Origin of the sequence: Kitasatospora sp. NPDC056783 (assembly GCF_042789895.1) — a bacterium.
Taxonomy (GTDB): Bacteria; Actinomycetota; Actinomycetes; order Streptomycetales; family Streptomycetaceae; genus Kitasatospora.
Genome location: NZ_JBHUAF010000281.1, coordinates 1 through 11,305, shown reverse-complemented (window position 1 = coordinate 11,305; position 11,305 = coordinate 1). Strand labels below are relative to the sequence as shown.

At 73.8% G+C, this 11,305-nt stretch carries 10 protein-coding genes and 1 pseudogene; 6 read left to right on the top strand and 5 right to left on the bottom strand.

The features are described 5' to 3' along the window. Positions 1–36 precede the first annotated feature (36 nt). The 3 genes from ACFRMQ_RS29905 (at position 37) to ACFRMQ_RS29895 (ending at position 3,006) form a co-directional block, all read left to right on the top strand. Positions 37–1,719, top strand: coding sequence for an ABC-F family ATP-binding cassette domain-containing protein (locus ACFRMQ_RS29905; protein ID WP_380733793.1), 1,683 nt, complete (start codon positions 37–39; stop codon positions 1,717–1,719). A gap of 59 nt (positions 1,720–1,778) precedes the next feature. Then, positions 1,779–2,339, top strand: coding sequence for a CGNR zinc finger domain-containing protein (locus ACFRMQ_RS29900; protein WP_380733792.1), 561 nt, complete (start codon positions 1,779–1,781; stop codon positions 2,337–2,339). A 151-nt stretch (positions 2,340–2,490) separates the two neighbouring features. Continuing rightward, positions 2,491–3,006 carry a hypothetical protein gene (locus ACFRMQ_RS29895; protein WP_380733791.1) on the top strand — a complete coding sequence of 172 codons (516 nt, stop codon included), beginning with the start codon at positions 2,491–2,493 and terminating at the stop codon, positions 3,004–3,006. A 459-nt stretch (positions 3,007–3,465) separates the two neighbouring features. On the opposite strand, the pseudogene ACFRMQ_RS29890 reads toward ACFRMQ_RS29895, so the two are convergent. From ACFRMQ_RS29890 to ACFRMQ_RS29875, 4 genes and pseudogenes are all read right to left on the bottom strand, one after another. Then, a pseudogene (locus ACFRMQ_RS29890) lies at positions 3,466–3,765 on the bottom strand (OsmC family protein); the annotation flags it as partial. A 124-nt stretch (positions 3,766–3,889) separates the two neighbouring features. Then, a complete protein-coding gene (locus ACFRMQ_RS29885; RefSeq protein WP_380733790.1) occupies positions 3,890–4,924 on the bottom strand; it encodes a helix-turn-helix domain-containing protein in 1,035 nt (344 codons plus the stop codon). Between the two features lie 195 nt (positions 4,925–5,119). Continuing rightward, complete coding sequence (locus ACFRMQ_RS29880; RefSeq protein WP_380733789.1) at positions 5,120–5,827, bottom strand: YoaK family protein; 708 nt, start codon at positions 5,825–5,827, stop codon at positions 5,120–5,122. Positions 5,828–5,909: 82 nt separating this feature from the next. Beyond that, a complete protein-coding gene (locus tag ACFRMQ_RS29875) occupies positions 5,910–7,787 on the bottom strand; it encodes an amidohydrolase (protein ID WP_380733788.1) in 1,878 nt (625 codons plus the stop codon). A 361-nt stretch (positions 7,788–8,148) separates the two neighbouring features. On the opposite strand from ACFRMQ_RS29875, the gene ACFRMQ_RS29870 reads away from it, so the two are divergent. Next, positions 8,149–8,811, top strand: coding sequence for a hydrolase (locus tag ACFRMQ_RS29870; RefSeq protein ID WP_380733787.1), 663 nt, complete (start codon positions 8,149–8,151; stop codon positions 8,809–8,811). Between the two features lie 34 nt (positions 8,812–8,845). Beyond that, positions 8,846–9,328, top strand: a complete 483-nt coding sequence (locus ACFRMQ_RS29865; protein ID WP_380733786.1) for a DoxX family protein — start codon at positions 8,846–8,848, stop codon at positions 9,326–9,328. Positions 9,329–9,548: 220 nt separating this feature from the next. Here the strand turns inward: ACFRMQ_RS29865 and ACFRMQ_RS29860 are convergent, their stop codons facing one another. Next, positions 9,549–10,106: a Dps family protein gene (locus ACFRMQ_RS29860; RefSeq protein ID WP_380733785.1), complete on the bottom strand. Its 558-nt coding sequence runs from the start codon at positions 10,104–10,106 to the stop codon at positions 9,549–9,551. 278 nt (positions 10,107–10,384) lie between these two features. Between ACFRMQ_RS29860 and ACFRMQ_RS29855 the strand changes: the two genes are divergently transcribed. Next, a complete protein-coding gene (locus tag ACFRMQ_RS29855; RefSeq protein ID WP_380733784.1) occupies positions 10,385–11,221 on the top strand; it encodes an alpha/beta fold hydrolase in 837 nt (278 codons plus the stop codon). The last annotated feature ends 84 nt before the right edge of the window (positions 11,222–11,305 follow it).

Sequence of the window (11,305 nt, the reverse complement as noted above, 5' to 3'; positions counted from 1 at the left end):
ACGCGCCCCCGCCCCCTTCGCGCCGAAAGGTCCCCCGTGCCCCAGCACGCCCTGCTCGCCCATGACGTCGTCCGCCACCTCGGCGGCCGACGCGTCCTCGACGGCGTCTCGCTGACCGCCGCCCCCGGCCACCGGATCGGCCTGATCGGGGAGAACGGCGCCGGCAAGTCCACCCTGCTGCGGGTGCTCGCCGGCGTGGACGAACCCGACGCCGGAAGCGTCACGCGCCCCGCGGCCCTCGGTTTCCTGCACCAGGAGATGCCCTTCGAGACCGGGACCACCATCTCCGCGGTCCTGGACGACGCGCTGCGCGAGGCCCGCGCGGACCTCGCCGAACTCGACCGGCTCGGCGCGGAGATCGCCCGCCTCCCGGAGTCCGCCCCCGGCCATCCGGGGCTCCTGGCCGCCTACGCCGAACGGCTGGAGCAGGCCCGGTACCGGGAGTCCTGGGACGCCGACCGCCGTGCCGAGCTGGTCCTCGACGGGCTGGGCCTCGACGCGTTCGGGCACGACCGCACGCTCGGCTCGCTGTCCGGCGGGCAGCGCGGCCGCCTCGCCCTGGCCGCGCTGCTCGTCCGCCGCCCGTCCGCGCTGCTGCTGGACGAACCGACCAACCACCTCGACGACGACGCCGCCGCCTTCCTGGAGGAGCAACTCCGCGCGCTGCCCGGCACCGTGGTCGTCGCCGCCCACGACCGGGCGTTCCTGGACGCGGTCTGCACCGACCTGGTCGACCTCGACCCGGCCGTGGGCGGGCCGGTCCGCTACGGCGGCGACTACAGCGCGTACCTGGGCGAGCGGCGCGCCGAGCGGGAGCGCTGGGAGCGGCGGTACGCCGAGGAGCAGCAGGAGTCGGCGCGGCTTCGCCAGTCGGCCGGGGTGACCGCGCACCGGGTGGCACCGGACCGGGGGCGGCGCGACAACGAGAAGATGGGCTACGGCCACCGGGCGGGCCGGGTGCAGAGCCAGGTCTCCCGCCGGGTGCGCGACGCGACCCGGCGGCTGGAGGAGCTGGAGCGCACCCGGGTCCCGGAGCCGCCGCGCCCGCTGAGGTTCGCCGTCGGCGCCCTCGCCTCGGACGCCTGCACCTCCGACGTCGACACCCCGGGCGTCGGCACCTCGGACATCGACACCCCGGGCGTCGACACCCCGCGCGAGGCCCCGCAGCCGCTGGTGTCACTGCGGGACGTCCGGGTGCCGGGCCGGCTCGTGCTGGACGGTCTGGAGGTGGCGGCCACCGACCGGCTGCTGGTCACCGGCGGCAACGGGACGGGCAAGTCCACGCTGCTCGCGGTGCTCGCCGGGCAGCTCGACGCCGAGGGCACGGTGCGCCGGCGCCCCCGGCTGAGGGTCGGGCTGCTCACCCAGGACACCGTGTTCGACCGGCCGGACCGCACCGTCCACGACACCTACCGGCTGGCGCTCGGCCCGGCCAGGGCCGAGCAGGTGCCGCTGAGCTCGCTCGGCCTGCTGCACCCGGCGGACCTGGACAAGCCGGTCGGCCGCCTCTCCGTCGGACAGCGCCGACGGCTCGCCCTCGCCCTCCTGGTCGCCGACCCGCCCGAGCTGCTGCTGCTCGACGAGCCCACCAACCACCTCTCCCCCCGCCTGTGCGACGAACTGGAGGAGGCCCTCGGCCCCGGTCCCGGAGCGATCGTCCTCGCGAGCCACGACCGCTGGCTGCGCCGCCGTTGGCGGGGCCGGGAGCTGCCGCTGTAGGAGCCGCCCGCACCCCGCGTTATTGCACCCGTTCACAGTCACCTGTCAGGATGGTGACTGTGAACCTTGACCATGTCTTCGTCTGCGGGCACCCGGCGCTCGACTTCGCGGCCACTCTCCGTGCACGGCGCACGGCCCGGTTCGAGATGTTCGTGACGCCGGAGCGGCTGAACGCCTGGTACCTGGACTGCGGCCTGGTGGACACGATCACGCCCGGTAACGAGCAGGACGTCGTGGAAGCGAGGGCCGTCCGCGAGGCCGTCTACCGGCTGGTCACCGACCGCCGGCTGGGCGAGCCGTTCGACCGCCAGGCACTAGCCGTCCTCAACGGCGCCGCGCGCAAGGCTCCCGTGACACCGCAGCTCACCCTGACCGGGCGGCACAACGAGGCGACGCCCGGGCAGGCGCTGGCGACCGTCGCGCGCAAGGCGGTCGATCTCCTCAGCGGCCCGGACGTCCCCCTGATGAAGGAGTGCGGCAACCCGGAGTGCACCCGGGTCTACATCGACCGCTCCCGGGGCATGCGCCGCCAGTGGTGCGGCATGGACTCCTGCGGCAACAAGATCAAGGCGGCCGCCTACCGGGCCCGGAAGAAGGCCCCGTCCGCCGCGAGCGCCTGACGCCCCGTTCGGCGGGCCCGCCCGACGGCTCCCTCCTGGACCGGACCCGTCGGTGCCCGAGCCCCGGCCTGGGTACCATGCAACACCACCCACGCCTAGGGAGTGAACGGTTGTGACCCGCCATCCCGCCTCCACGCTCCGGTCCCGGTACGTGGAACAAGCCGCGGCCGACCTGGAGAAGAACCACCAGCGGCAGCGGGAGTTGACGGAGGAGCTCCGGATGCTGAAGCAGGAGGAGGCCCTGCTGACCGACATCCTGAGTCTCACCGAGCGCTACGAGGCCCCCGCCGACCGGACACCTCCCGCCGAGCGGCGGCGGGACGAGGCACCCGCCCCGGCGACACCCGCCCCGGCGGCGCGCGCGAAGAAGGCCGGCGCGAAGAAGGCCGGCGCGAAGGGGACTTCGCACCGGCCTCTGCTCGGCGACCTGCTCACGGAACTGCTGGTCCGGCACGACGAGCCGTGCCCGGCCAAGGAGTTGCGCGACGAACTGATGGCGACGCACCCGAAGCGCCACCCGACGCCGCAGGTCGTCCGGAACACCCTGGAGTCCCTCGTCGCCAAGGGCCGTGTCCGGCGCCACAAGCAGCGGCGCTCCGTCATGTACACCCTGGTCCGGCCGGGTTCGGCCGGCTCGGATCAGGCCGGCTCGGATCAGGCCGGCTGAACCGTCCCACCGCTCACAGGAAGGGCGTGGGCCCCGGGCCGTACCCCAGCAGGAGGACGGTCTCAGACCAGTTCCACAGCCGCGCGTCGTCCGGCCACGGCCGCTCCCCCGAGGCCGCCGCACCCCGGGGTCGTCGCGCGGAGACGGCCGGACACCGCGCGGAGACGGCCGGGCACCGGTCGGAGGAGTGACGACGCGCCCCGGTCGCCCGTTGATACGTGTGCGTCGCGGAAGCCATGTCCTGTCCTCGTTCTCCGGTCGGTGCCGGGCGGGCGTGTCGATGGGAAGCGGGCCCCACGCGAACGGGGGCGGATCGCGCGGGACCCGCGGTCCGGGGGTGGGGGTCAGGCGGCGACGCGGGCGTCGATGACGACCGGGATGTTGCCGCTCATGGACAGGTCGGTGCGCGGCGTTCGCCAGCTCCTCGGCGGTGGCCTGGTCCACGCCGCCCAGCACCGGGCGGAGGACCGCGGAGAGCGAGAACTCGTCGTCGTCGCCGTGGGTCAGCGTGATCTCGGCGGTGATGTCGGTGCTGGTGAGCCGGATCGCGCGGTCGCCGGCCGCCCGGCGCAGGGCCCCGAGGAAGCACGCGCCCCAGCCGGCCGCGAGGAGCTGCTCCGGGTTGGTCGCGGTGCCGCCGCCGCCGAGTTCCTTCGGGTAGGCGAGACCGGTCTCCAGCAGGCCGTCCGAGGAACGGACCCGACCGCCGTTGCGGCCCTCACCGTTGACGTCGACAACGGCGGTGTAGCTGACTGCCATGACTGGCGCTCCCCATCTGGATCGAGTGGATGTCCCCGCCCCGACCGGCGGTGCGAGCAGAAGCCCCTGCTTCGCGTCACCGGTCGAGGCGGTGATGCAATGATGACCCGCTCGCCGTCACCAGTCAAGCCGGTGACGCGAATTCGCGGAGTGACGTCCTGCCGGAAAGCGCCCCGGCCGTGACGGCCTCACCGTGCGGAAGTGAGCGCCACTCGCGCGGCGAGACGCCGTACGCGGCGCGGAAGGTACGGCTGAAGTGCGCCGGGTTGACGAAGCCCCACCGCTGGCCGACGGCCGACACCGTGGGGACGAACCGGCCCCGCCGGGCCAGTTCGCGCGCACAGGCGTCCAGGCGGAGCCGCTGGACCAGCCGGCTGACCGTCACGCCCTCGCCCTCGAAGAGCCGGTGCAGGTAGCGCACCGATATGTGGTGGGCGTGGGCGATCCGCTCGGGCGACAGGTCCGGGTCGCCCAGGTGGCGCCCGATGTACTCGCGCACCCGGCGGACCAGGTGCGCGTTCGCGCCCGGCTCCTCCGCCGCCCGGGCCAGGGCGAGTTCGGCGACGAGCGCGCTGAGCAGGTCCGCGACACCGCCGGCCAGCCGGTCACCGACCGGGGCCGGGTAGGAGCGCGCGGAGGTGGCGAGGCCGCCGAGGAACGACAGCAGCACCGGCCCGCACCCGTCCGCGGGGCCGACGGCCGTCGCCGACGCGTCCCGCAGATCGCGTTCCGGCACGCTCAACAGCCGGCGCGGCACGTGGAACAGGTGGGTGCGGAACCGCTCGGGGTAGTCCACGACGTACGGGCGCTCGGTGTCGTACAGCACCATCCCGCCCGGCGGTACCTCCGCGCGGCGCCCGTCCTGCTCCAGGACGGCCCGGCCCGACACCTGCACGCCGACACCGACCTGCGGCTCCCACCGGGGCTCCCACCGCGGCTCCCCCGCGATCAGCTCCGCCGTGCGGGAGAGCCGGGCCGCGTCCGCCTCCAGCGTGGAGATCCGCACGTACCCGACCCGGCGCGACTCCAGGAGCCCGTCGAACGGCCCCTCGGTGAGCGGCCGCACCGTCAGCGGCACCAGCGACCGCGACACCTCCCCGCTCCAGGAGTCCGCCGTCCCGCCGTCGGCGACCGCCACCCTCGTCATCCGCGTGCCCATCTGACCGCCCCTTCCGCCGGAGTCCCGCGCACGGAGTCCTGCGCGGTCCCAGCCTGGACGGCGGGCCCGGCGAGCCCGTAGGTCATCTGACTGTCGGATTCCGGTGCGGCCCGTCGGTCAGGCGGGTCTCCCCTCGGTTCAGTCATCGTCCACGACGGCCGCGCCCCCGCTCCCGCGCCGGGCGCGGCCCGCCGGTCACTCGCGGTAGAGCAGGACGGTGACACCCGCCAGGGCCGCGCTGGCGACCAGGGCCCAGGCGGTCTGCCCGTGCAGCACCAGGGCCGCTCCGGGTGCCGCGCCGGCGAGCATGGTGACCACGGAGAGGATCTTCCGGCGCTGCCGGGGCGCGGTGCCGCCGGCCAGCCGCGAGTCGGCGGCCAGGCCGGTCAGGGTCAGGGTGAGCACGGTGGTGGTGAGGTCCGGCACGCCCAGGCCCCGGACGGTGCCGTTGCGGATGCCCATCGCCAGGGCCAGCAGCCCGATCACCACGTACTGCGCCGACCCGTCCGCGCCCCGGACGAAGACCACGGCGGCGGCCACACCGTACAGCGCGACTTCGAGGGCGAAGACCGTCCGCAGCCACCGGGGCCGCCGGGTACCGGCGTTCCGTGTCGCGAGGCGGCCGGCCAGCAGCGCGCCGAGCAGGAAGGCGGCGAGCGAGGTCAACGAGCCGGTGACGGAGAAGCCCGGCGCTCCGGCGAGGGCGAAGGCGATGACGACGACGTTGCCGGTCATGTTCGCGGTGAAGACGTGGCCGAGGCCGAGGTAACTCACCGCGTCGATCAGGCCGCTGACCAGGGTGAGGCCGAACAGGGCCAGCGCCAGCGGGTGGTGGTCCTGGATCTGCGGTCCGGACCGCGGGGGCGGGGGTGCGGTCCGGGGATCGGCTGGGGGCGTTGTCACGACGGCTCCTGGTACGACGGAAGAAGGGATCGCGGGTGGGACGCCGCCTCGTTCCCGGCGGCGCCCCGAAGACGGCGGACCGTCAGAAGAAGCAGGGGTCCAGCGGCACCTGGGACTGCCCCGGGAGCGCGACGCCCCGGGTGGCGCGCCAGGCGAGCTGCTCCCCGGAGGCCGCCACCGCCTCCAGCACGCCCTCGGCCTGCCGGACGCCGCCCGGGCCGGGCGCGGGGGTGGCGTGGTAGCCGCCGAACCGGGTGACCGGGCTCCACGACGGCGAGACGGCGGGCGGCTCGGGCGCCAGCCCCTGGTGCTCCTGGGCGGCGTGGACGATCCGCCCGCCGACCACGGTCAGGACCGCCTCGATGTGCGGGATGTCGGCCTCGGGCACGGTGAAGTAGTCGGCGCTGAGCAGCGCGAGGTCCGCGTAACTGCCCACCGTCAGACGGCCCTTGACCTCCTCCTCGCCGGTGAGCCGGGCGCCGCCCAGGGTGTAGAGCTCCAGGGCCTGCTCACGGCTGAGCCGGTTGTGGTCGGCCGCCAGGCGCCGTCCGCTGACCGCGCGGCCGGAGACCAGCCAGTGCAGGGCGACCCACGGGTTGTAGGAGGAGACCCGGGTGGCGTCGGTGCCCGCCGCGACGGTCAGGCCGCGGTCCAGCATGGCGCGCAGCGGCGGCGCCTCGGCGGCGGCCGGGGCGCCGTAGCGCGAGACGAAGGCCTCGCCCTGGAAGGAGAGGCGGTTCTGGACGGAGACGGCGCCGCCCAGCGCGGCGATCCGGTCGAGGCTGTCCTTGCTGACGGTCTCCGCGTGGTCGAACAGCCAGCGGTTGCCCTGCGGGAAGAGGCCCTCGGCGGCGAGTTTCTCGAAGACGGCGAGGTCGCGGCGGATCGTCTCGTCGTAGGTGGCGTGCAGCCGGAAGCCCCAGCCGTTCTCCGTCAGCAGGCGGACGGCCTTCTCGAACTCGCTCTCGTAGGCTCCCAGTCGCGGCCGGGGCTCGGTGAAGTTCTCGAAGTCGGCGGCGGCCCAGGTGAGGTTCTCCCCCGCGCCGTTGAGGCGCAGCCACTCGTCGCCCTCCCCGGGGCGCACGGTGTTCACCCAGCGGGTGAGGTCGTCCAGCTCCTGCCCGGCGGTCTGCGGGAAGAGGTGGTAGGCGATGCGCAGCGTCAGCTCGCCTTGGCGGGCCAGCTCCATGACGGTGCCGTAGTTCTCGGGGAAGCTCTGGAAGCCGCCGGCGGCGTCGATCGCCGAGGTGAGGCCGAAGCGGTTCAGCTCGCGCAGGAAGTGGCGGGTGGAGCCGATCCGGTCGGCCTCGTCCAGGGTCGGTGCCTTCGCCAGGGTGGAGTAGAGCAGCAGGGCGCCCGGGGCGGCGATCAGCAGGCCGGTCGGCTCGCCGTCGTGGCCGCGGACGATCTGGCCGCCGGCCGGGTCGGGGGTGTCCCGGGTGAAGCCCGCGGCCCGCAGAGCGGCCCGGTTGAGCAGCGCCGACTGGTAGAGGTGCAGCACGAAGACGGGGGTGTCGGGCGCGGCGGCGTTGAGTTCCTCCAGGGTGGGCAGGCGGCGCTCGGCGAACTGGTCGGCCGACCAGCCGCCGACCACCCGCACCCACTGGCCGGGCGGGGTGCGCTCGGCCTGGAGCCGGAGCATGGCCAGCGCCTCGCGCAGCGTCGGGACGCCGTCCCAGCGCAGCTCCAGCACGTAGTTGAGGCCGCCGCGGATCACGTGCAGGTGGGCGTCGTTGAGCCCGGGGACGGCCCGGCGGCCGAGCGCGTCGACCACCCGGGTGCCGGGGCCGACCAGCGGGATGACGTCCGCGTCGTCGCCGACGGCCTGGATCCGCCCCTCCCGGACGGCCACGGCGGTGGCCTGCGGGCGGCGCGGGTCGTTGGTGAACACCTTGGCGTTGCGCACGACGAGGTCGGCGGGCTGGTCGGGGGTGCCGGGGCGGATTCCGGCGACGGGCATGGCGGACAACGGAGGTCCCTTCGTTCGGTGGCGTTTCGGCCGGCGGCGGTACGGCGCGCGACGACGCGGTACGCGGCGGTACGGCGCGCGACGACGCGGTACGGCGCGGGGCGGTTCGGCGAACCTACGCATCCGTCGGTGGGGCGGGACCCTTCGCAGCGCATCACCAGTTGCCCCGCAGCGCACTCGACGCCCGGCCGGCCCGGCGTCCGTCGGCCGTGCGTTGTCGGAACAGTGCCGGGCGCACAGCGGGCAGAACCACCGGACCGGCCCGGATTAACGTCGTCCTGTGCCGCCCCGGACCACCGAGCTGCGGCTGACGCACCGTCAATTCCCTTTGTTCCCAAGAAAGAGAAGACCCATGGTTGACTTCGCCAACGTCCACGCCGCGCCGAGCCCGGACCTGCTGACCCCGGACAACGCGATGATGCTGTTCGTCGACCACCAGCCGCAGATGTTCTTCGGCACCGGCAGTGGCGACCGCACCGCCATCATCAACGCCACGGAGGGCCTGGCCAAGGCCGCGAAGATCTTCGGCGTGCCGACCGTGCTGTCCACCGTCGCCGCCGAGTCCTTCTCCGGCCCGATCCTGCCCCAGCTCAAGGCCGTCTTCCCCGACCAGGAGGTCGTCGACCGCACCACGATGAACGCCTGGGAGGACGAGGCCCTGGTCGAGGCCGTCAAGGCCACCGGCCGCAAGAAGATCATCCTCTCCGGCCTGTGGACCGAGGTCTGCCTCGTCCTGCCCGCCCTCTCCGCCCTCGACCAGGGCTACGAGGTCTACGTCGTCGCCGACGCCTCCGGCGGCGTCAGCCCGCTGGCCCACGAGCACGCCCTCCAGCGGATGACCGCCGCCGGCGCCGTGCCCGTCACCTGGATCCAGGTCCTGCTGGAGCTCCAGCGCGACTGGGCCCGGGCCGAGACGTACGTCGCCGTGACCGAGCTGGTCAAGGAGCACGGCGGCGCCTACGGCATGGGCCTCGTCTACGCCCAGTCGATGATCGACCCGCACGCCGCCGGCTGACCGACCGCACCGAACCGAACCGACGGAGTCCGACATGAACACGGGCCTACTCCTGCTGCGCCTGGTCGCCGGTCTGCTGATCGCGGGCCACGGCGTGCAGAAGGTCAGCTTCCACCTCGGCGGCGGCGGCCTGGAGGGTGGCAGCGCCGAGTTCCGGGGCGACGGCTTCCGCGGTGGCAAGCTCACCGCGATGGCCGCCGGCGGCACCCAGATCGGAGCCGGGCTGATGCTGGCCCTCGGACTGCTCACGCCGCTGGCCGGCGCGGGCGTCATGGGGGTGATGACCGTCGCGCTGACGGTCAAGTGGCCGCACGGCCTGTGGGTCCAGCACGACGGGTACGAGTTCCCGTTCGTGCTGATCGCCACCGGCGCGGCACTGACCGCCACCGGCCCCGGCCGGTGGTCGGTCGACGGGGCCCTCGGCCTCGCGAACTGGCCGCTGTGGTGGCTGCCGGTGGCCGTCGTCGCCGGCGTGGGCGGCGGCCTGGCCACCAGGCTGGTCCTGCACCGGAGTTGAGGCGGCCGCGGCTGAACGGGCTCGGGCCCCTGGGTGGAGAACCACCCAGGGGCCCGAGCCCGTTGTGGCCTGCCGGGAGGCGCGCGGCGCTCCCATGAGGAAGCCGCGTCCCCGAGAATGCCCGGCACGCGAAGGTGCCGGACACACGAAAGTGCCGGACACGAAAGTTTCGGGCACACGAAAGTGCCGGGCCCGCCGACGAACGGGCCCGGCCCCGAGGTCACTCCCCGCGCTCGGGGGTGACGACCAAGTGCTCGGCGAGGAACCAGACCTGGGTCTCGCCGGTGCGGATGATCTGGGAGACCAGCAGGTCCTGGGTCCCGTCGTCGCCGAGCCCCGCCGTGCGGGTGGCGGCGTCCCGGACGTCGGCGAGGATGGCCTCGTGCGCGTCGAGGAGGCGCGAGAGCATCGACCGCGAGCTCTCGATGCCGTCCGGCGGGCGCGGCACGCTCGTGAACTCGGCGGCGTGCCGGGGGTCGCCCACCGCGACGCCGCCCAGGCTCTGCACCCGCTCGGCCAGCACGTCGATCAGCGCCAGCTGCTCCTGGGCGTGCTTGTCGAAGAGCAGGTGCAGCTGATAGGCCGTCGGCCCGCGCATGCCCCAGTGGCACTTCTTGTACAGCGCGTACAGGAACTGGGTGTCCGCGAGGACGCGGTTGAGCCGCTGGCACGAGTACTGCCGGGCATCGTGGGAGAGGGCGATCGGCAGCAGCGTGACGGTGCCGAACTCCTGGATCTCCGGGCCGTGCTGGTGCAGGTGCGGCTGCTGGCTGGTCATGGTGCTCCTGTTGCTTCATGGGGCGGTTGCTATCACCATCAGGCTAGGAACGTCCGGCCCCGGGGCCTGTTCCGACGACGCACTGGCTGCTGTCGGCCCGCGCACCAGATGCCGGAGCCGAATCCCGCCGCCCGCACGGCCCGCACGTAGCCGCTCTCGGACAACACGGGGTGCTCTCAAGGGCAACCGGCCGCCGCCGGCCGACCGTAGCGTTCCACCCGTCGCAGCCACCCGCTGCCGAAAGCCGTAAACCCGATCCGCGAGAAAAGGGAACACCCATGCCGTTCATCACCGTTGGCCAGGAGAACTCCACCTCCATCGACCTCTACTACGAGGACCACGGCACCGGTCAGCCGGTCGTCCTCATCCACGGATTCCCGCTGGACGGACGCTCCTGGGAGCGCCAGAGCGCCGCCCTGCTGGACGCCGGCTACCGCGTCATCACCTACGACCGCCGCGGCTTCGGCCAGTCCTCCCACCCCACCACCGGCTACGACTACGACACCTTCGCCGCCGACCTCGACACCGTGCTGGAGACCCTCGACCTGCGGGACGCCGTGCTGGTCGGCTTCTCGATGGGCACCGGCGAGGTCGCCCGCTACGTCTCCCGGTTCGGTTCCGAGCGGATCGCCAAGGTCGCCTTCCTGGCCTCCCTGGAGCCGTTCCTCCTCAAGACCGACGACAACCCCGACGGCGCGGCCCCGCAGGAGTTCTTCGACGGCATCGTCGCCGCCGTGAAGGCCGACCGCTACGCCTTCTACACCGGCTTCTTCAACGACTTCTACAACCTGGACGAGAACCTCGGCACCCGGATCAGCGAGGAAGCCGTCCGCAACAGCTGGAACACCGCCGCCGCCGGCGGCGCCTTCGCCGCCGCCGCCGCTCCGACCACCTGGTACACCGACTTCCGCGCCGACATCCCCCGCATCGACGTCCCCGCCCTGATCCTGCACGGCACCGGCGACCGCACCCTGCCCATCGACAACACCGCCCGGGTCTTCCACAAGGCCCTGCCCGCCGCCGACTACGTCGAGATCGAGGGCGCCCCGCACGGCCTGCTCTGGACCCACGCCGAGGAGGTCAACGCCGCCCTGCTGGCCTTCCTCGCGAAGTAGCCCGAACGGCCGCTCCTCCCCGACCGCGGCCGGTCCTACCCTCGTCGGTACCGCCGTCGCAGCCCGAGGCCCAGCCCCCGGCCC

Bases quoted from the DNA above. Each gene is read 5' to 3' on its own strand.
- ACFRMQ_RS29855 (WP_380733784.1), top strand. From the start codon at position 10,385: ATGCCGTTCATCACCGTTGGCCAGGAGAACTCCACCTCCATCGACCTC.
- ACFRMQ_RS29875 (WP_380733788.1), bottom strand. From the start codon at position 7,787: ATGCCCGTCGCCGGAATCCGCCCCGGCACCCCCGACCAGCCCGCCGAC.
- ACFRMQ_RS29860 (WP_380733785.1), bottom strand. From the start codon at position 10,106: ATGACCAGCCAGCAGCCGCACCTGCACCAGCACGGCCCGGAGATCCAG.
- ACFRMQ_RS29865 (WP_380733786.1), top strand. From the start codon at position 8,846: ATGAACACGGGCCTACTCCTGCTGCGCCTGGTCGCCGGTCTGCTGATC.
- ACFRMQ_RS29870 (WP_380733787.1), top strand. From the start codon at position 8,149: ATGGTTGACTTCGCCAACGTCCACGCCGCGCCGAGCCCGGACCTGCTG.
- ACFRMQ_RS29885 (WP_380733790.1), bottom strand. From the start codon at position 4,924: ATGGGCACGCGGATGACGAGGGTGGCGGTCGCCGACGGCGGGACGGCG.